Below are 18,773 nucleotides of genomic sequence, written 5' to 3' on the forward strand. Positions count from 1 at the left end.
CCCCTCGGGGGGCGGCGCCGCAGGCGCCAGGGGGTCGACATGAGCGCGCGCCGGGCCGCCCCCAGCGCGCGAACCCCCTCGGGGGGCGGCGCCGCAGGCGCCAGGGGGTCGACATGAGCGCGCTGCTGTCGCTGCACGGGTTCTGCGTTTCTTACGGCCCGGTCGAGGCGCTGCACAGCGTCGACCTCGAGGTGCACGAGGGCGAGATCGTCACGGTGATCGGTCCCAACGGCGCGGGCAAGACGACGCTGCTGTCGGCGGCGATGGGACTGCTGCCCAGCCGCGGCGATCTGCACTTCGGCGGTGAGCGGCTGGCCCGGCCCAGCGTCGAGGCGATGGTCGCGCGCGGCGTGGGCCTCGTGCCCGAGAAGCGCGAGCTGTTCGCCGAGATGAGCGTCGAGGACAACCTGCTGCTCGGCGGCTTCGCCCGCTGGCGGCGCGGCCAGCGCGACCAGCGCGAGCGCATGCGCGAGGTGTTCGCGGTGTTCCCGCGGCTGCAGGAGCGGCGCGCGCAGCTGGCCGCCACGCTGTCGGGGGGCGAGCGGCAGATGCTGGCGATCGGTCGCGCGCTGATGGCGCGCCCGCGCCTGCTGATGCTCGACGAGCCATCGCTGGGGCTGGCGCCCCTGATTGTTCGCGAGGTGCTGCAGACCGTCGCGCGGCTGCGCGGCATGGGCGTCGCGGTGCTGCTGGTCGAGCAGAACGCGCGTGCCGCGCTGCAGATCGCCGACCGCGCCTACGTGCTCGAGATGGGCGCCGTCGCGCTGTCGGGCGGGGCGAGGGAACTGGCGGGCGACCCGCGCATCATCGAGACCTACCTCGGTCTCGGTGGGGCGCGTGCCGCCTGAGACCGGGCCGCGGGCGGCGGTGTGCGCGGTCTGAAGCTCGCGCGAGCGTGCGACGCGGCCGGCGCACACCGGGGTCGGTGACGCAGCCAGCCCGCAGGTTGCACGCGAGGGCGGCAACCGCGGCACACTTCGCGCTGTCCGACCCCCGACGCGGGCCGCGCGGCGGCCCGTTCACCGACACACGGGCCGCGCGGCGGCCCGTTCACCGACACACGGGCCGCGCGGCGGCCCGTTCACCAAGACGCCGCGCACGCCGCGGCGAGTGCCAGAGGAATCGTTCGATGACCACGACCCCCGTGTTGCAGTCCCACATCGCCGGACGCTGGTTCGGCCGCGACGCCGCGCAGACGCTGCGCAGCGCCGTCAACGGTGCGCCGGTGGCCGCGACGCACGCCGAGGCGATCGACTTCGCCGAGGCGGTGCAGCACGCGCGCCGCGTCGGCGTGCCGGCGCTGCTGGCGCTGGATTTCCAGCAGCGCGCCGCGCGGCTGAAGGCGCTGGCCAAGTACCTGGCCGAGCGCAAGGAGCAGCTGTACGCGGTGTCGGCGCACACCGGCGCGACGCGCGCCGACGGCTGGATCGACATCGAAGGCGGCACCGGCACGCTGTTCGCGTACGCGGGCATCGGCGGCAACGAGCTGCCGTCGGGCAACCTCGTGCACGAGGGGCCGGTGGTGCCGCTGGGCAAGCACGGCGCGTTCGCCGGGACGCACATCCTGGTGCCGCGCGGCGGCGTCGCGGTGCACATCAACGCGTTCAACTTCCCGGTGTGGGGGCTGCTCGAGAAGTTCGCGCCGAGCTTCCTCGCCGGCATGCCGTGCATCGCCAAGCCGGCCACCGCGACGAGCTACCTCACCGAGGCGCTGGTGCGGCTGGTGGTCGAGTCGAAGCTGCTGCCCGAGGGCAGCCTGCAGCTGATCATCGGCGGCACCGGCGACCTGCTCGACCGCCTCGACGGCCAGGACGTGGTGACCTTCACCGGATCGGCCGACACCGCGGCGAAGCTGCGCACGCACCCGAACCTGGTACGCGCGAGCGTGCCGTTCAACGCCGAGGCCGACAGCCTGAACTGCGCGATCCTCGCGCCCGACGTGGCCCCCGGCGACGAGGAGTTCGACCTGTTCGTCAAGGAGGTCGCGCGCGAGATGACGGTCAAGGCGGGACAGAAGTGCACCGCGATCCGCCGCGCCATCGTGCCGCGTGACCGGCTCGACGCGGTGGCGCAGGCGCTGGCCGCGCGGCTGGCGAAGACCGTGGTCGGCGACCCGGCGGTCGAGGGCGTGCGCATGGGCGCGCTGGCGTCACACGCGCAGGTGGTCGACGTCGCCGCGCGCGTCGCGCAACTGCGCGCCGGCGCCGAGGTGGTCTACGACGGCGGCAGCGGCTTCGCGCCGGTCGGCGACGGCACGCGCAACGGTGCGTTCTTCGCGCCGACGCTGCTGGCGTGCGCGAGGCCGCTGGAGGTCGACGCGGTGCACGAGGTCGAGGCCTTCGGCCCGGTGAGCACGCTGATGCCCTACGACGACCTCGACGAGGCGCTGGTGCTGGCCGCGCGCGGGCAGGGCAGCCTGGTCGGCACGCTGGTCACGCGCGATGCGGCCGTCGCCGCGCACGCGATCCCGCGCGCCGCCGCCACGCACGGGCGGTTGCTGGTGCTCGACCGCGAGGCCGCCGCCGAGTCGACCGGCCACGGCTCGCCGCTGCCGCCGCTCAAGCACGGCGGACCCGGGCGCGCCGGCGGCGGCGAGGAGCTCGGCGGGCTGCGTGCGGTCAAGCACTACCTGCAGCGTGCGGCGGTGCAGGGGTCGCCCTCGATGCTGCGCGCCGTCACCGGCGAGCACGTGCGCGGCGCGCAGGTCCTCGACAGCGACGTGCACCCGTTTCGCAAGCACTTCGAGGACCTGCGCATCGGCGACTCGCTGCTGACGCACCGGCGCACCGTCACCGAAGCCGACATCGTCGCCTTCGGCGGCATCTCCGGCGACTACTTCTACATGCACTTCGACGAGATCGCGGCGAAGGACAGCGCCTTCGGCCAGCGCATCGCGCACGGCTACTTCGTGCTGTCGGCGGCCGCCGGGCTGTTCGTCTCGCCGGCGCCGGGGCCGGTGCTGGCCAACTACGGGCTCGACACGCTGCGCTTCGTCAAGCCGGTGGGCATCGGCGACACGATCCGGGCGCGACTGACCTGCAGGCGCAAGACCGACCGTGGCCGCGCCGACGCGAAGGGCGTCGGGCAGGGCGTCGTCGCCTGGGACGTCGAGGTCACCAACCAGCACGGCGAGCTGGTGGCGAGCTACGACATCCTCACGCTGGTGGCCAAGCGCGGGTGACGCGCACGCCGGGCACCGGGTGGCTTGGGCGCGCGGCGGCGTGGCTGCTGCTCGCGACGGTGCCGTGGGCGCTGCTCGCCGCGCCGGCGGCCGCGGCGCGCGGTGCGGTCGAGGTCGTCGGCACGGTCACGCGGGTGGTCGACGGCGACACGCTGAGCTTCGCACCGGTCGACGGCGGCCGTCCGCTGACGGTGCGCCTCGAGGGGATTGACGCCCCCGAGAGCTGCCAGCCCTGGGGCGCGCAGGCGCGCGACGCGCTCGACGAGCTGGTGCGCGACCGCACGCTGACGCTGCGCGTGCTCGGCCGCGACGATCACGGCCGCACGCTCGGCCGCCTGCGCCACGGCGGCGTCGACCTCGGCGAGCGCCTGGTGCGCGACGGCCACGCATGGAGCCACCGCTACAAGCACGACCGCGGGCCGTTCGTCGCGCAGGAGCGCATGGCGCGCGCGCTCAAGCGCGGCCTGCACGCCGACGGCACCGCGCTGATGCCGCGCGAGTTCCGCCGCCGTCACGGCCCCTGCGACTTCGGCGCGGGCGCGCCACCGTCGGGCGCCGCCAGCGCGCCGGTGCCGGCGACGCAGGTCGATCGTCGCTGCGACGGGCGCACGCAGTGCTGGCAGATGCGTTCGTGCGAAGAGGCGACCTTCTTCCTGCGCCACTGCCCCGACACGCAGATGGACGGCGACGGCGACGGCGTGCCCTGCGAGCGTCGGTGGTGCGGCCGCTGAGCGGCACGGGCGTCTGCCGCGACCCCCGCGATCCCGGGGTCGGCGCGGCGTGAACTAGTCGGCGCCGCTGCGACCGAAGGGTCGCCCGCGCGCCGGCCGGCGCCGGCTTCGTGGCGACAATGCGTCAACGGCCGTGCCGCCGACGCGCTCCGCGCGGGGCCATCGGCGGCTCGGCCGGCCGACGCACCACGCCGTAGCACCGATGATCCTGGGCTTTCTTCGCCGCATCAACGAGTCGACATCGGCACGCGAGGCACGCGCCCGGGCGCGGCAGCGCGCGGCCGACTCGCGCATCGGCGACTACGGCGCGATGCGCGCACCGTTGCGCCCGCAGGACCTGTCGCTGACCGAGCTGGCGCACGCCTGGATGGACACGCTGCCGGCCGGGGTGCGGCCTGCGGCGCTGGCGGCGCAGTACCCGCGCATCGTCAACCGCCTCGCGCTGTGCTGGCGCGACCCGGCGCTGACGCGCCAGGTGTTCGACAGCCTGCTCGTCGACCGCCGCGGGCGCCGCCGCGGTTTCCCCGCGGCGGCGCGCGACGAACTGCTGGCGCTGCGCGCGCACTCGGCGACGCACCCACGTCAGGTTGCGATCGAGGGACTCGACGTGGCCGAGGTCGACGACCCCGGCGACGTCGACGACGCGCCGTGGAGCGTGCGCACGCGCGGCATCGGCGACCGCTGAACGCACCGCGCCCGGCTCAGCGTCGGGCGGCCCAGCGCAGCTCGATGGTGTCGTTCGGCCACTGCACCGCGTGCACGTCGCGCGCCATGGCCCAGGTCAGCGTGCGGCGGTACAGCGGCACGTAGGGCAGTTCGTCGTGCACGATGCGCAGCGCGTCGCCGACCATCGCGCGGCGGCGGGCGAGGTCGGGCTCGACGCGGATCGCGTCGATCAGCGCGTCGAGCTTCGGGTTGCTGTAGCGGCCGGCATTGAAGGTGCCCATCCCGCTGCGGTCGAAGGTGCGGAACAGGCCGTTGAGCGACGGCCAGGCGTCGGGGATCGGCGTCCAGCCGTACTCGATGAAGCTCGCGCTGCCCTGGCTGAGCTTGGGGAAGAACTGGTTCGTCGGCGACGCACGCAGCGTCGTGCGGATGCCCACCTGCGTGAGCATCGCGCTGACCGCCTGGCACACCGCCTCGCGCCAGGCGACGTTGACGCAGTCCAGCGTCACCGCGAAGCCCTGCGGGTATCCCGCCTCGGCGAGCAGCCGGCGCGCCGCGGCCGGGTCGTGTGGCAGCCGGCGGTCGAGTTCGCGCGGCGAGCCGTCGACGCGCGACGACAGGAACGCGCCGGTGGGCGTGGCCTGGCCGCGCAGCACCTTGTCGACGATCAGCTCGACGTTGATCGCCTGGTACACCGCCTGGCGCACGCGCTTGTCCTTGAACGGGTTGCGCCCCTTGACGTCGCTCGACTCGAGCTCGTCGCGCGCCTGGTCGAAGGCCAGGTACTGCTGGCCGATGTCGGGCATCTGCAGCAGCTTGAGCCGGCCCTCGCGCTGCAGCCGCTGCACGTCCTGCGGGGTGGGGTCGAGCACCAGGTCGACCTCGCCGCTGGCCAGCGCCGCCAGCCGCGTCGCGTCGCTCTTCACGACAACGAACTGCACCTGCTGCAGGTTGCCGTTGCGCGCATCGCCGCGGCCCCACCAGCGCGGGTGCGCCTTCAGCACCGTGCGCACGTCGGGCTCGTAGCGCTCGAGCATGAACGGGCCGGTGCCGTTGGCGTGGCGCACCGCGTGCGTCTCCTGGCGGCCGTTGAAGTCCTGCGCGCGCTGCACGCCGTGCTGCTCGGCCCAGGCGCGGCTCATCATCGGCAGCCCGGTGAGCTTGTGCGGCAGCGCCGCGTCGGGCGCCTCGAGCTCGATGTCGATCGTGTGTGCGTCGACCTTGCGCACCGCCTTCACGCCCTTGAGCTGGAACGCACGCTGCGACGGCGGCGCCAGCGCGCGCTCGAGCGAGAACACCGCGTCGTCGGCGCCGAACGGTGCGCCGTCGTGGAACACGACGCCCTCGCGCAGCCGCAGCCGCCAGCGCGTCGGTGCGGTCATCTGCCAGCCCGTGGCCAGCGCCGGCTCGAGGTCGAAGTCGGCGTTGCGGCCGATCAGCGAGTCGTAGACCTGGTTGACGACGCGCGTGTGGTACAGCAGCGCGAGCGCGTGCGGGTCCATCGTCTGCGGGTCGAACGCGCTGGCGATGCGCAGCGTCTGCGCCTGCGCGCCGACGCACAGCAGCGCGGCCAGCCCGAACACCAGCGCACCGAGCCGGCGGCGCCATGCCGGTGCGCCGAAGCGACGCGAGCCGGGCCGGTGCGCGTCGCGCGGCGCGAGCGGACGCGCGGTCGTCATGCCACGGCCAGCTTCGGCGCGGCGGTGGCCTGGACCTTGCGACGGCGCACCGCGTCGAGGAAGTCGGCGAGGATCGGCTTGCCGTCGAGCTGTTCCTCGTCCAGCGTCTCGAGCGCCATGAACTCGGGGTGCCACTGCATGCCGAACACGTAGCTCGGCCCGCGCCAGCGGATCGCCTCGACCAGCCCGTCGGGCACCGCGAGGGCCTCGACGACGAGGTCGCGGCCCAGGTCCTTCACCGCCTGGTGGTGGATCGAGTTGATCGCCGCCTGCGTGGTGCCCGAGTACAGCCGCGCCAGGTGCGTGCCCTGCACGATGTTCACCGCGTGCAGGCGCCGGTCGTACAGGCTGGTGTCGAGGTGCGTGATGGCCTGCGGCAGCTGGGTCGGGATGTCCTGGTACAGCGTGCCGCCGAACGCGACGTTGATCAGCTGGTGGCCGCGGCAGATCCCGAGCACCGGCTTGCCCGCGTCGATGAAGGCCTCGACCAGCTGCATCTCGTAGCGGTCGCGCACGCGGTCGCCGTGCCAGCGCGGGTCGATCGGCGTCTCGCCGTAGGTCTCGGGGGCGATGTCGTTGCCGCCCTGCAGCACCAGGCCGTCGAGCATGTCGGCGTAGCGGCGCAGGCTGATGTCCTTGCGCTTGACGATGCTGTCGGCGTCGACCGCCGGGATCATCACCGCCAGCACGTGGCGCGACATCACCCAGTGCGCGACCGACTGCTCGAGGTAGTGCAGCGTCTTGGTGAACACGCCGCCGATGTCGAGCACCGGCGCGGCGGGGTAGTAGATGCGGGCGGAGATGCCGATCAGCAGCGGAGTCGAGTCGGGCATGGGCGGGGCGGGCCTGAACCTGCGCGCCACTGTAGCTCAGCCGCGGCGCATCAGCGTGCTCTTGCCGAACAGGCTCTCGATCAGGTCGACGGCCAGCGCCGCGGTGCGGTTGCGCACGTCCAGCGCCGGGTTCAGCTCCATCACGTCGAGGCTGGCGAGCCGGCCGCTGTCGGCGATCATCTCCATGCACAGCTGCGCCTCGCGGTAGGTCGGGCCGCCGGGCACCGTGGTGCCCACGCCGGGCGCGATCTCGGGGTCGAGGAAGTCGACGTCGAAGCTCACGTGCAGGTGCGTGTTCGCGTCGAGCGTGGCCAGCGCCAGCTCCATCGCGTGGCGCATGCCGTGCTCGTCGATATAGCGCATGTCGAACACCTCGAGCCCTGCCTCGTGCACGAAGCGCTTTTCGAGCGGGTCGACGCTGCGGATGCCGATCTGGCGCACCTGCCGCGGCTGCAGCGCCGGGACCACGTCGCCGATGGCCAGCAGCGGCGCCGGCCCGTGACCGCACAGCACCGCCACCGGCATGCCGTGCAGGTTGCCGCTGGGCGTCAGCGCGCTGGTGTTGAAGTCGGCATGCGCATCGAGCCACAGCACGCGCAGCCGCCGTCCGCGCTCGCGGCAGTGCCGTGCCACCGCGCCGATGCTGCCCACCGCCAGGCTGTGGTCGCCGCCGAGCAGCAGCGGCAGGCGCTCCAGGCGCAGCTCGGCGAGCACCGCATCGTGCACCGCGCGGTTCCACGCGACGACCTCGTCGAGGTGGCGGTAGCCGTCGCGCGCTGGCAGCCAGGGGTTCGTCGGGCCGGCGAGGTTGCCGCGGTCGACGACGTCGACGCCGTGGCCCGCCAGCGCCTGCGCGATGCCGGCCACGCGCAGCGCCTCGGGCCCCATGCTGGCGCCGCGCGCGCCGGCGCCGACATCGGTCGGCGCGCCGATGAGGCTGACCGGGCGTGCATTCACTCGCGACCCCGGTGCCGTCGGCGCCACGCCGGCACGTGGCGCCGACTGTCGAGCTGCCGCCGCGGATGCGGCTTCACCGTTCTGCCGGCGGCGCCCCCTCGAGGCGCTTCGGGGGTGGTCATATGTCGACGGCGTAGTCGCCGGTGGTCGTGGGGTTCGCGTCGAAGCCGTACTCGGCGGCCAGCACCTCCCAGGCCTGCTCGGCGGTCTCGACGTAGTGGTACAGATGCTTGTCGTCGGCGTCGATCATGCCGGTGTCGATCAGGTGGTCGAAGTCGATCAGCCGTTCCCAGAAGTCGCGCCCGAACAGCAGGATCGGGCGTCGGCGGATCTTGCCGGTCTGCTGCAGCGTCATCACCTCGAACATCTCGTCGAGCGTGCCGAAGCCGCCCGGGAAGCACACCAGCGCGATGCTGCGCATCAGCAGGTGCATCTTGCGCATCGCGAAGTAGTGGAACTGGAAGCACAGCTGCGGCGTGATGTAGGCATTGGGCGCCTGCTCGTGCGGCAGCACGATGTTCATGCCGATGCTCTTGCCGTCGACCTCGAAGGCGCCGCGGTTGCCGGCCTCCATGATCCCGGGGCCGCCGCCCGTGCACACGTAGATCGGCGTGTCCAGGTCGCGCGAGCGCAGCGTGACCAGCGCGGCGAAGCGACGCGCCTCGTCGTAGTAGCGGCTCATCGCGAGCGCGGTCTCGGCGCGCGCCAGCGCACGCGCGTCGCCGCCGGCGCGCGCCTCTTCGAACCGCTCGCGGGCCTGCTCGGGCGGCAGGATGCGCGCGCTGCCGAAGATCACGATCGTCGACTCGATGCCCTGTTCCTGCTGCACCAGCTCGGGCTTGAGCAGCTCGAGCTGCATGCGCACCGGGCGCAGTTCCTCGCGCAGCAGGAACTCGGTGTCGGTGAAGGCCAGCCGGTACGCGCTGCCGGGGCCGGCGTAGCGCTCGACGGCCGGCACCGACTGCGCATCCTGCTCGGCGCTGGGGAAGTTGCGGGCGGTCAGCTCGGCGCGCTTGTCGTCCATGCGCGGGTCCTCAGCGGTCGCGCCCGGCGCACACCGGGCAGTGCGGGTTGCGCTGCACGCGGATCTCGGTCCATTCCATCGTGCGCACGTCGATCATCTGCAGGCGCCCGGCCAGCGAGCGGCCGACGCCGGCCAGCAGCTTCAGCGCCTCGGCGGCCTGCACGGTGCCGACGATGCCCACCAGCGGCGCGAACACGCCCATCGTCGCGCAGCGCACCTCCTCGTAAGTCGCCTCGGGCGGGAACAGGCAGGCGTAACACGGTGCGGCGGCGTCGCGCGTGTCGTACACGGAGATCTGGCCGTCGAAGCCGATCGCCGCGCCCGACACCAGCGGTCGGCGGTGCGCCACGCACGCTGCGTTGACCGCGTGACGGGTGGCGAAGTTGTCGGTGCAGTCGAGCACGACGTCGGCGTCACGCGCGAGCGAGGCGAGCGCCGCGGCGTCGACGCGCTGCACCAGCGGCACGACGGTCACCTCGGGGTTGATCGCATGGATGCTGCGCATCGCCGACTGCGCCTTCGGCGTGCCCACGCGCGCCAGATCGTGAGCGATCTGGCGCTGCAGGTTGGTCAGGTCGACGCGGTCGTCGTCGACCAGCGTGATGCGCCCGACGCCCGCGGTGCCCAGGTACAGCGCGACCGGCGAGCCGAGCCCGCCGGCGCCGATGACCAGCGCGTGCGCCCCGAGCAGGCGCTGCTGGCCCTCGACGCCGATCTCGTCGAGCAGGATGTGGCGCGAGTAGCGCAGCAACTGGTCGTCGTTCATCGCCGGGTGCGCGGGCATGCCCGCGAGCGCGACCGTACGCCGCGCCCGGGCGCCGACAAGGCAAGCAGGGCGCCCGCAGGCGCCGACAAGCGAAGCGGGGCGCCCGCAGGCGCCCCGTCAGGGTTCACGCGACGCGCAGCGACCGGCCGTTCGTCGGGTGCGATGGCCGTCACTTCTCGGCAGGCGCCTCGGCCTTGCGCTCGACCATGGTCTTGCTGGTGACCACCGGCTGGCCCTTGAGCTGGTTCAGCGCCTGCTGCAGCGGGAAGTCGTTCTCGCTGCCGAACTCGGGCAGCGGCTTGGGCGCCTCGCTGCCCTTGGCCATCTGCTCCTCGAGCTTCTTGCGCGCCTCCTCGCGCGCCTTGTCGCGCGCGGGGTCCTTTTCGTCGCCGCCGTTGGCCAGGTGGCGTTCGTAGTCGGCCTCGCGCAGGCGCAGCGCCGAGAACACGTTGCCCTCGGCGGTCTCGTCGATCCACAGGTCGGGCACGATGCCCTTGGCCTGGATCGAGCGCCCCGAGGGCGTGTAGTAGCGCGCCGTGGTGATCTTCAGCGCGGTGTCGGCCGACAGCGGGCGCACCGTCTGCACCGAGCCCTTGCCGAAGGTCTGGCCGCCCATCACGGTGGCGCGCTTGTGGTCCTGCAGCGCGCCGGCGACGATCTCGCTGCCCGACGCCGAGCCTTCGTTGACCAGCACCACCAGCGGCACGTCCTTGACCTGCGCCGGCAGGCGGCGAAGCGGGTCGCCGGCGCTGCGGCGCACGTAGTGCTCGGGGGTGGCGCGGTACACGGCCTTCGAGTCGGCGACCTGGCCGTTGGTGCTGACAACCACCGCCTCGCGCGGCAGAAACGCCGCCGAGATCGCGATCGCGCCGTCGAGCAGGCCGCCGCCGTTGTTGCGCAGGTCGAGCACCAGGCCCTTGAGGTTCGGGTCCTGCTTGTACAGTTCGTCGACCTTGCGGACGAAGTCCTCGACCGAGTTGTCCTGGAACTGGCTGAGCCGGATCCAGCCGTAGCCGGGCTCGACGACCTTCGCGCGCACGCTCTGCGTGCGGATCTCGGCGCGCGTGATCGTCACCGGAAAGGCGCGGTTCTCCGCCTTGCGGAAGATCGTCAGCACGACCTTGGTGTTCGGCTCGCCGCGCATGCGCTTGACGGCCTGGTCCATCGTCATGCCCTTGACCGGCGCGTCGTCGATGCGGGTGATCAGGTCACCGGTCTTGATGCCGGCCTTGAACGCTGGCGACCCCTCGATCGGCGAGACCACCTTGACCAGCCCGTCCTCCATGCCGATCTCGATGCCCACGCCGACGAAGCGTCCGCTGGTGCCCTCGCGGAATTCCTTGAAGGTCTTGCGGTCGAAATACTGAGAGTGTGGGTCGAGCCCCGAGACCATGCCGGAAATCGCGTCGGTGATCAGCTTCTTCTCGTCGACCGGCTCGACATAGTCGGTCTTGATCATGCCGAACACCGCGGCGAGTTGCTGCAGTTCCTCGAGCGGCAGCGGTGCCAGCGAACTGCGTGCGATCGCCTGGAACTGCATCGTGGTCAGCGCACCCGCGATGGCGCCCACGGCGACCAGCCCGGCAACTCTCAGTTTCGCACCCATCTTCAGACAGCCTTCAGGCGAAAGAGGACGCGGCCACGCACCGCCCGACCGCGATCCCAGTATAAGACCCGGCTGGTTTTCGAGCAGCGAGCGGGCGCGAAAGTTGCGTCACGCGGTGGGGAGCTGCGTCGAATCCGCCGCGCGTCGCCGGCTGCCGGCGCGTCAGGCGGCGGCACGGGCGGCGGCCGGCGCGTCGCCCTCGCGCGCGAAGGTCACCACGTGGTCGGCCTCGACGCGGATGCCGATCCACTCGCCGACCTGGTGGTCGTGGTGGCTGGGCACGTGCGCCATCACGCACTCGCCGCTGGCCAGGCGCAGCGTGTACAGGAACTCCGAGCCGCGGAACGCCTTGCGCTCGATGCGCGCCTTCACCGGGCTGGCGTCGTCGTGCACGACGTCGTCGGCGCGCAGCAGCACCTCGCACTCGCCGCCGGGGAAAGCGTCGGGCAGCGGGCACTCGGCCATGTCGTGCAGCTCGCCCAGCGGCGTCATCACGCAGTGGCCGTGCGCGCACTCGACGATGCGCGCCGGCGCGAACACGCCGTGGCCGATGAAGTCGGCGACGAAGCGCGTCGCCGGCCGGTGGTACAGCGCGTACGCCTCGTCCCACTGCTCGAGCCGGCCGTGGTGCATCACGCCGATCACGTCGCCCACCGCGAAGGCCTCGAGCTGGTCGTGCGTCACGAACAGCGCCGTCGTGCCGGTGTGCTTGAGGATGCCGCGGATGTCGTGCGCCAGCCGCTCGCGCAGGTCGACGTCGAGGCTGGAGAACGGTTCGTCGAGCAGCAGCAGCCGCGGCGCCGGGGCCAGCGCGCGCGCCAGCGCGATGCGCTGCTGCTGCCCGCCCGACAGCTGGTGCGGCGCGCGCCTGGCCGCGTGCGCGAGCCCGACCAGGTCGAGCATGCGCGCGATGCGCTCGCGCTGCTCGCCGCGCGGCAGGTGGCGGATGCCGAACGCGATGTTCTCGGCCACGCTCAGGTGCGGGAACAGCGCGTAGTCCTGGAACACCATGCCGATGCGCCGCGCCTCGGGCGCTGCGTGCACGCCGCGCACGGCGTCGGCCACCGTCTCGCCGCCGATCGAGATGCGCCCCTCGGCCACCGGCTCGAGCCCGGCCACCGCACGCAGCAGCGAGGTCTTGCCGCAGCCCGACGGACCGATCAGCACGCCGATCTGCCCGGCGGTCAGCCCCAGCGACACCCCCTCGACCGCCGGCCGAGCGGCCGCGCCGGCGTAGCGCACGCCGACCTGGAGCAACTCGAGGAACATCTGCCTATGATAGCCTCGCGCGCCGAATGCGCATCGTTCTTATTCACCGGTCGCGCTTGCTGCGTCGACTCGCATGGCCGCGCTGCTGACCGCGCTGGCCGCGCTGCTCGCGCTGCCGGTGCTGGGCGTGCTCGGCGCGTGGTTTGCGCTCGACGCGCAGGCGCTGGCCACGCTGGCGCACCAGTTCGACACCGTGCTGCCCGGCTACGCCGGGCAGTCGCTGCTGCTGGCCGCCAGCGTCGGCGTCGGCGTCGCGCTGCTCGGCGGCGCCACCGCGGCGGCTGTGACGCTGTTCGACTTCCCCGGCCGGCGCGTGTTCGAGTGGGCGCTGCTGCTGCCGCTGGCGATGCCGGCCTACGTGCTGGCCTACGCGTACACCGACTTTCTGCAGTTCAGCGGCGCGCTGCAGACCGCGCTGCGCGCCGCTACAGGCGCACAGGGCGCCCTGTGGCCCGACGTGCGCAGCCTGCCCGGTGCGGTGGTGCTGTTCGTGCTGTGCCTGTACCCCTACGTCTACCTGCTCACGCGCACCGCGCTGGGCGAGCGCGGCGTGCAGATGATGGAGGCCGCGCGCCTGCTGGGCGCCGGGCTGCGCCGGCGCATCGTCGAGGTGGCGCTGCCGCTGGCGCGCCCGGCCATCGCCGCCGGCGTCGCGCTGGCGCTGATGGAGACGCTGGCCGACTACGGCGTCGGCGCGTACTTCGGGCTGACGACGTTCTCCACCGGCATCTACAAGGCCTGGCTGGTGATGAACGACCGCATCGCCGCGGCGCAGCTGGCGTCGCTGCTGCTGGCGCTGGTGGCGCTGCTGCTGTGGGTCGAGCGGCGCGCGCAGGGGCGGCTGCGCTTCGCCACCAGCCGCCCCGGCTCGGCGCAGGCCGGCGAGGCGCGCCCGGTGGCGCTGCGCGGGCGCGGCGCGGTGGCCGCCTGGCTGCTGTGCGCGCTGCCGGTGGCGCTGGGCTTCGTGCTGCCGGTGGCGATCCTGCTGCGCATGCTGTGGCTCGAGGCGCGGCACGCCGAGTTCGGGCTGCCGCTCGCGCGTTTCGTGCAGTGGGCGTGGGTCAGCTTCGAGCTGGCAGCGCTGGCGGCCGCTGCCGCGGTGGTGCTGGCGCTGGCGCTGGGCTTCGTGCTGCGCGTGCGCCAGCGGGGCAGCGGCGTGGCCGGGCAGGCGCTGGCGGTGGCCGCGCGCACCGTGTCGCTGGGTTACGCGGTGCCCGGCGCGGTGATCGCGGTGGGCATCCTGCTGCCGGTGGGCTGGGTGCAGCAGCACTGGCCGGCGGCGCAGCTGCCGGCGCTGGTCACCGGCACGCTGCTCGGGCTGCTCTACGCGTACCTGGTGCGCTTCTCGGCGGTGGCGCTGCAGTCGGTCGAGGCGGGCTACGCGCGCGTGCCGCGCTCGATCGACGACAGCGCGCGCATGCTCGGCGCCGGCCGCTGGCGGCTGCTGGCCGAACTGCACGCGCCGCTGCTGAAACGCTCGGCGCTGGCCGCCGCGCTGCTGGTGTTCGTCGACGTGATGAAGGAACTGCCCGCCACGCTGGTGCTGCGCCCGTTCGGCGCCGACACGCTGGCGGTGGTGGCCTACAACTTCGCGCGCGACGAACGCCTCGGCGAGGCCGCGCTGCCGTCGCTGGCGATCGTCGCCGTCGGGCTGATCCCGGTGGTGCTGCTGTCGCGCGCGATGCGGCAGCGCTGAGGCACGCGCGGCCCCGGCCGGCCGGCGTTGCGGCGGGCCGACCCGAGGGTCTTCGGGCCGGGCCGCGCCCGCGACGCGACGTCGGCGGTGATCGGCGGCAACGCCGGGTGCCATGCCGCGGCCGGGATCAGCCGGTCGCCCGGGTCGTCGTGCAACGCTCGAACACGCTGACGGTCGATGCCAGCACCGGGTGCTCCGCGCTGGCGCGTCGCAGCGCCTTGCGCGCCGCCGGGCCGGGCCGATCCGCGGCGCCCAGCCGCCCCGGCGGCGCGTGCGTGTCGGGCACCAGGACTGTCAGCGCCCGTCGGCCCGGCGCCGTCAGGCTGCCGCGTCGCCGTCCGGTGCGTCGCGTTCCGACCAGCGCAGGATGCGCGCCAGCAGCCGCTCGGCGCCGCGCTCGCAGGCGCGCTTGGCCGGGTACAGCACGATCGCCAGGATGCCGGTGGCCAGCATCGGCGGCGTCTCCCAGGGCAGGCCGCGGCTCACGAACTCGCCCAGCAGCGCCTCGCTGACACCGAGCACGAACAGCGTGAGCATGAGCATCGAACCGTACACCACCGTGCGCCTGAACAACCGCGCCGCGTCGATGGGGCCGCGGTAGAGCAGCGCGACGACGAACGACAGCAGCAGGATCGGCAGCGGCGCCACCAGGAACCAGTCCTGGTGCCGGTGCAGCCAGCAGGTCGCCGACGGGCCGGCCACGGTGCATGCCGCCAGCCGGCCGCCCCACACCGCGGCCTGCCACGTCAGCACGGCGAGCGCCGCGCCGGCCCAGCCGCTGAGGAACCACAGTGCCTGCCGGCGTCCGCGTCCGCCGAGCTTGTCGGCGCGCGCGACGACCGTGCGCAGCAGCACCACCATGCACAGCCCCACCCACGGCATCATCAGCCCCACGGTCAGGTCGGCGCCCGCGACGTGCAGAGCCGCCGCCAGGCCCAGCAGCATCGGGAACACCAGCAGCAGGGCGGGGCGCGCCTCGGCGACGCGCAGCAGCGCCGGCAGGATCGTCATGGCCGCCACCACGTGCATCGGCACGACCGGGTAGCGCTGCGGCAACGCCACGCCCAACGCCAGCACGAGGCCCGGAGCCAGCAGCCACGGCGGCAGTTCATGACCGTCGGCGCGCGCGCGCCACCACACGACCAGGCCCAGCAGCGCCAGCACGCCGGCGGTGACCGGCACCATCGGCGTGTGCGGCAGGCTCGTCGACACCAGCGCGAACGACCAAAGCACCAGCAGCGCGGCGGCGCTGCGCCCGCCGCGCGGCGACGCGCCGATGCCGAGCACCGCGCGAACGAAGAACACCGACACCGTGGCCGCCAGCGGCCACGCGCCGATCCACAGCACGCGTTCGAGCGCCGCGACGGCGTGCCCGAAGGCGCGCAGGGCCTCGGCGCCGACGCCCCAGCCGCGCAGCAGCGGCACGGCGCGCACGAAGCCGTCGACCAGCGCGCTGTGCTCGATGGTCGTCATCACGCCGTAGCCGCTGGCGAGCAGCGCGCTGAACAGCGCCAGCCAGCGCGCCGCCACGTTGTGCGACACGCGCCACGCCAGCGCCAGCGCCAGCGCCGACAGCGCGGCGATCAGCAGCAACACCAGCCAGGTCGGCGGCGCGAAGGCCGTCACCCAGAACTCGGTGGCGAGCGCCGCCTCGCGCGCGCGGCCGAAGGCGTCGAGCCGGTACAGCCCGGCGATGCACGGGGCCAGCGCGAGCAGCGCCAGCGCGATGGTCCACCCGCGGTGCGACAGCCACGCCGGCACGCCCGCGGCACCCGCTGCGTCGTGGCCGCTGTCGTGTCGCCCGGCCGCGGACGGCACGGACCGCGGGGTGGGCGCGCCGCCGGCGGAGCGCTCGGGCGGCATGGCCCTACATCGCGACCCAGGCCGGCGCGCCGGCCGTGTCGGTGTGTCGCGCGCGGCCGATGGCCTCGAGCGTCGCGACGATCGTGGGCACGCGGTCGCGCCAGCGGCCGCGGGCGGTGAAGCGCGCGGCGAGGTCGTCGGTCGACAGCGGCCGGGCGCTGGTGGCCAGCACTTCGGCCACGACCTTGATCTGCTCGGGCAGGCCGGCAGGCCACGGACGCTTGCCGGCCGGCGCGGCTGTCGCCGCCGGGCCGGGTGGGGGCACGCCGCGCAGCCGGCAGCGGTCGGCGACGAACAGCTGGCAGTTGGCGCGCTCGCAGCCCGATGCGGCGGCCCAGCGGTCGATGAACTGCTCGGCGTCGGTCGCGTCGTCCATCCCTCGTGCGGCCCGTCGGCGTCGATCCAGGCGGATGTGTTCTTTGCGCCAAGGGCTGCACCAGCCCTCGACGGGTGGTCCCGCCGACAGGAATCGAACCTGTATCTGCCGCTTAGGAGGCGGCCGTTCTATCCATTGAACTACGGCGAGAGGGTGCGCATTGTGCCTGCCGTCGCGCGGCTGCCGTCGTGCGGGCCGCGGCGCCCGCTCGGCCCGGCCGCCTGACGTCGCGGGGCGGGGACCGAACCCGCGCGAACCCGTGGGCAGCACGGGCCAGCGGGTCCGGCGGCAGCGGCGACGCTGTGGTCGTCGGGCGCGCGCCGCGGCCCGGTGAGCGTCGTCCTCGCAACGCGGGCCGCGTGATCCCGAGCACGGTCGCCCGGTCGTCCCCGCGGCGACCGACCCCGGCGGCCCACGGTGTGCCCCGCCGCTCACGGCGACGACCGCGGTCCAGGAGTCAGCGGGCGGTCGCGAAGAACGCCAGCATGCGCGCGGTGGCGTCCTGCGTGACCTGCGCGCTGTAGACGTAGCCGCGGGCGCGCAGGCCCTGTGTGTCCCAGGCATGGGAGGCTTCGGGATAGACGTGCCAGTCGACCGGCTTGCCCGCCACCTTCATCTGCTCGAGCATCGGGAAACACGGTGCTGCAGGCACTTCCTCGTCGCGGCCGCCCATCAGCAACAGCAGCGGCCGGTCGATGTCCGGCAGCACCAGCTGGTACTGACCGAACGCACAGCTGCCGTAGTTGGCCACCGTGGCAGCGAACCGCAGACCCGAGTCCACCAGGCGGGCGCTTTGCGGCGACGCGAGGTGGGCCGACACGAACGCGCCCCAGCTGAAGCCCGCCTGGTAGATGCGCGACTTGTCGACGAAAGGCTTGGCCGCGAGCAAGGCCAGCGCGGCGCAGGCGTCCCCGATGCCGGCGGAGTGGCTGAGCGGGCGGGTGGCGCAGCTGTCCGAGCCGCGCGGCCCGAAGCTGTCGACCATGAGCACCACGTGGCCGCCCGCCAGCAAGGCCTGCGCGTGCGGCTTCATGTGCGCCCATGGCGCGCCCTCGAGCCCGCCGCAGGTGTGCATCAGCACCGTGGCCGGGAGTGGTCCGTCGCCCGCCGGCTTGGAGACGGTGTCGGCGATGTCGGTGAACATGCCGATCGAGTCCTTCACCTCGGCGCCGAAGCGCACCGGCTGGAGCTCGAGCGGCTGCAACACGTGCTGGCGCAGGTCCGGTGCGCCGTCGGTACCGTGGGCGGCGCCCAAGCCGGCCGCCAGCAGCATGGCGACGAGGTCTTGCTGGATTTCACGGGAACGGCTCCGGATCGACGACCCGCGTCAGCGCCGATGACCGGAGGCAGGCACTCAGGCTTCTCGCGGCAGCACGGTGAGCACGCGCTGGACGAACAGGTGCAGTTCGTCCATGTAGTTGCGCAGGAACTTCTCGGTGCCTTCGTCGGTGACCTCGCCGTCGGCGGTGATCAGTCCGGGCTTGAACTGGATGTAGGCCTCGACGGTGTTCATCAGCGGCGAGTTGCAGAAGCACAGCACGCTGCGCAGGCTCTGCTGCGCTACCGCGGTGCCGATCGCGCCGGGCGAGGTGCCGATCACGCCCGACGGCTTGCGCGAGAAGGCGTTCTGCCCCCAGGGGCGGCTGGCCCAGTCGATGGCGTTCTTCAGCCCGCCGGGGATCGAGCGGTTGTACTCGGGCGAGACGAACAGCACGCCGTCGCACTCGGCGATGGCCTGCTTGAAGGCACGAGCCACCGGGGGGTAGTCGGCGTCGTAGTCGGGGCTGTACAGCGGCAGATCCTTGATCGCGATCTCCTCCATCTGCAGTGCCGGCGGCGCCAGCCGCACCAGTGCCTTGGCCAGCAGGCGGTTGATCGACGTGGACGACAGGCTGCCGACGAAGTAGCCGATCCTGTAACGGGTGGCCATGGAGGTCTCCTCTGGCGGTGCGCGAACGCGGAACGTCGATGGTGCGGCCTGCGCGCAGGCGCGTCCAGATCGGGCCGCGAATGCCCTCGTCGCCGGTGCGCCGATACCGGGGGTGGCGCGGGCGCGGCGCGGTGCACACGCCCGCGCGGGCGGGCGTGGAGCCGCCGGCTCCTGCCGCTCGCTGAGCGCGCGGCCT

Annotated in this window: 16 protein-coding genes and 1 tRNA gene; 5 read left to right on the forward strand and 12 right to left on the reverse strand. The window is 73.4% G+C overall.

The genetic code is table 11. The features are described 5' to 3' along the window. Positions 1-113 precede the first annotated feature (113 nt). The 4 genes from PKC53_RS00105 to PKC53_RS00120 all read left to right on the forward strand — a co-directional run bounded on the left by PKC53_RS00105 (position 114) and on the right by PKC53_RS00120 (position 4,597). On the forward strand, positions 114-848 hold the full coding sequence (locus PKC53_RS00105; protein WP_324425022.1) for an ABC transporter ATP-binding protein: 735 nt from the start codon (positions 114-116) through the stop codon (positions 846-848). Between the two features lie 281 nt (positions 849-1,129). Then, complete coding sequence (paaZ, locus tag PKC53_RS00110) at positions 1,130-3,181, forward strand: phenylacetic acid degradation bifunctional protein PaaZ (RefSeq protein ID WP_324425024.1); 2,052 nt, start codon at positions 1,130-1,132, stop codon at positions 3,179-3,181. Continuing rightward, a complete protein-coding gene (locus PKC53_RS00115; protein ID WP_324425026.1) occupies positions 3,178-3,912 on the forward strand; it encodes a thermonuclease family protein in 735 nt (244 codons plus the stop codon). The genes paaZ and PKC53_RS00115 overlap by 4 nt, the downstream gene beginning before the upstream one ends. A 202-nt stretch (positions 3,913-4,114) precedes the next feature. Continuing rightward, the gene (locus tag PKC53_RS00120) at positions 4,115-4,597 is read left to right on the forward strand and encodes a hypothetical protein (RefSeq protein WP_324425028.1); all 483 of its coding nucleotides are present in this window, start codon (positions 4,115-4,117) and stop codon (positions 4,595-4,597) included. Between the two features lie 16 nt (positions 4,598-4,613). On the opposite strand, the gene PKC53_RS00125 is transcribed toward PKC53_RS00120, so the two are convergent. The 7 genes from PKC53_RS00125 to PKC53_RS00155 all read right to left on the reverse strand — a co-directional run bounded on the left by PKC53_RS00125 (position 4,614) and on the right by PKC53_RS00155 (position 12,712). Then, positions 4,614-6,257, reverse strand: a complete 1,644-nt coding sequence (locus tag PKC53_RS00125) for an ABC transporter substrate-binding protein (protein WP_324425030.1) — start codon at positions 6,255-6,257, stop codon at positions 4,614-4,616. Next, positions 6,254-7,090 carry a type 1 glutamine amidotransferase gene (locus PKC53_RS00130; RefSeq protein ID WP_324425032.1) on the reverse strand — a complete coding sequence of 279 codons (837 nt, stop codon included), beginning with the start codon at positions 7,088-7,090 and terminating at the stop codon, positions 6,254-6,256. The genes PKC53_RS00125 and PKC53_RS00130 overlap by 4 nt, the downstream gene beginning before the upstream one ends. Before the next feature lie 36 nt (positions 7,091-7,126). Then, complete coding sequence (gene rocF, locus PKC53_RS00135; protein WP_324425034.1) at positions 7,127-8,047, reverse strand: arginase; 921 nt, start codon at positions 8,045-8,047, stop codon at positions 7,127-7,129. A gap of 118 nt (positions 8,048-8,165) precedes the next feature. After that, entirely contained in the window at positions 8,166-9,071 is a 906-nt protein-coding gene (locus PKC53_RS00140; RefSeq protein ID WP_324425036.1) for a TIGR00730 family Rossman fold protein, read from the reverse strand. Between the two features lie 10 nt (positions 9,072-9,081). Next, a complete protein-coding gene (moeB, locus tag PKC53_RS00145; protein ID WP_324425373.1) occupies positions 9,082-9,837 on the reverse strand; it encodes a molybdopterin-synthase adenylyltransferase MoeB in 756 nt (251 codons plus the stop codon). A gap of 169 nt (positions 9,838-10,006) precedes the next feature. Then, the gene (locus tag PKC53_RS00150) at positions 10,007-11,443 is read right to left on the reverse strand and encodes a S41 family peptidase (RefSeq protein WP_324425038.1); all 1,437 of its coding nucleotides are present in this window, start codon (positions 11,441-11,443) and stop codon (positions 10,007-10,009) included. Between the two features lie 162 nt (positions 11,444-11,605). After that, positions 11,606-12,712, reverse strand: a complete 1,107-nt coding sequence (locus PKC53_RS00155) for an ABC transporter ATP-binding protein (protein ID WP_324425040.1) — start codon at positions 12,710-12,712, stop codon at positions 11,606-11,608. Between the two features lie 73 nt (positions 12,713-12,785). On the opposite strand from PKC53_RS00155, the gene PKC53_RS00160 reads away from it, so the two are divergent. Then, complete coding sequence (locus PKC53_RS00160; RefSeq protein WP_324425042.1) at positions 12,786-14,408, forward strand: iron ABC transporter permease; 1,623 nt, start codon at positions 12,786-12,788, stop codon at positions 14,406-14,408. A 318-nt stretch (positions 14,409-14,726) separates the two neighbouring features. Here PKC53_RS00160 and PKC53_RS00165 read toward each other — a convergent pair whose 3' ends face one another. From PKC53_RS00165 to PKC53_RS00185, 5 genes are all read right to left on the reverse strand, one after another. Beyond that, on the reverse strand, positions 14,727-16,226 hold the full coding sequence (locus tag PKC53_RS00165; protein ID WP_324425044.1) for a hypothetical protein: 1,500 nt from the start codon (positions 16,224-16,226) through the stop codon (positions 14,727-14,729). Between the two features lie 49 nt (positions 16,227-16,275). Beyond that, positions 16,276-16,647, reverse strand: coding sequence for a hypothetical protein (locus tag PKC53_RS00170; protein ID WP_324425046.1), 372 nt, complete (start codon positions 16,645-16,647; stop codon positions 16,276-16,278). Positions 16,648-16,722: 75 nt separating this feature from the next. After that, positions 16,723-16,797, reverse strand: a tRNA-Arg gene (locus PKC53_RS00175). A 307-nt stretch (positions 16,798-17,104) separates the two neighbouring features. Next, on the reverse strand, positions 17,105-17,920 hold the full coding sequence (locus tag PKC53_RS00180) for a dienelactone hydrolase family protein (RefSeq protein WP_324425048.1): 816 nt from the start codon (positions 17,918-17,920) through the stop codon (positions 17,105-17,107). A gap of 81 nt (positions 17,921-18,001) precedes the next feature. Then, positions 18,002-18,577, reverse strand: coding sequence for an NADPH-dependent FMN reductase (locus tag PKC53_RS00185; RefSeq protein ID WP_324425050.1), 576 nt, complete (start codon positions 18,575-18,577; stop codon positions 18,002-18,004). Between the last annotated feature and the right edge of the window lie 196 nt (positions 18,578-18,773).

The organism is Azohydromonas sp., from assembly GCF_035325925.1.
Taxonomy (GTDB): domain Bacteria; phylum Pseudomonadota; class Gammaproteobacteria; order Burkholderiales; family Burkholderiaceae_C; genus Calidifontimicrobium.

Bases quoted from the DNA above. Each gene is read 5' to 3' on its own strand.
- PKC53_RS00170 (WP_324425046.1), bottom strand. From the start codon at position 16,647: ATGGACGACGCGACCGACGCCGAGCAGTTCATCGACCGCTGGGCCGCC.
- PKC53_RS00105 (WP_324425022.1), top strand. From the start codon at position 114: ATGAGCGCGCTGCTGTCGCTGCACGGGTTCTGCGTTTCTTACGGCCCG.
- PKC53_RS00160 (WP_324425042.1), top strand. From the start codon at position 12,786: ATGGCCGCGCTGCTGACCGCGCTGGCCGCGCTGCTCGCGCTGCCGGTG.
- moeB (WP_324425373.1), bottom strand. From the start codon at position 9,837: ATGAACGACGACCAGTTGCTGCGCTACTCGCGCCACATCCTGCTCGAC.
- paaZ (WP_324425024.1), top strand. From the start codon at position 1,130: ATGACCACGACCCCCGTGTTGCAGTCCCACATCGCCGGACGCTGGTTC.
- PKC53_RS00185 (WP_324425050.1), bottom strand. From the start codon at position 18,577: ATGGCCACCCGTTACAGGATCGGCTACTTCGTCGGCAGCCTGTCGTCC.
- PKC53_RS00180 (WP_324425048.1), bottom strand. From the start codon at position 17,920: ATGCTGCTGGCGGCCGGCTTGGGCGCCGCCCACGGTACCGACGGCGCA.
- PKC53_RS00140 (WP_324425036.1), bottom strand. From the start codon at position 9,071: ATGGACGACAAGCGCGCCGAGCTGACCGCCCGCAACTTCCCCAGCGCC.
- PKC53_RS00120 (WP_324425028.1), top strand. From the start codon at position 4,115: ATGATCCTGGGCTTTCTTCGCCGCATCAACGAGTCGACATCGGCACGC.
- PKC53_RS00125 (WP_324425030.1), bottom strand. From the start codon at position 6,257: ATGACGACCGCGCGTCCGCTCGCGCCGCGCGACGCGCACCGGCCCGGC.
- PKC53_RS00155 (WP_324425040.1), bottom strand. From the start codon at position 12,712: ATGTTCCTCGAGTTGCTCCAGGTCGGCGTGCGCTACGCCGGCGCGGCC.
- PKC53_RS00130 (WP_324425032.1), bottom strand. From the start codon at position 7,090: ATGCCCGACTCGACTCCGCTGCTGATCGGCATCTCCGCCCGCATCTAC.
- PKC53_RS00150 (WP_324425038.1), bottom strand. From the start codon at position 11,443: ATGGGTGCGAAACTGAGAGTTGCCGGGCTGGTCGCCGTGGGCGCCATC.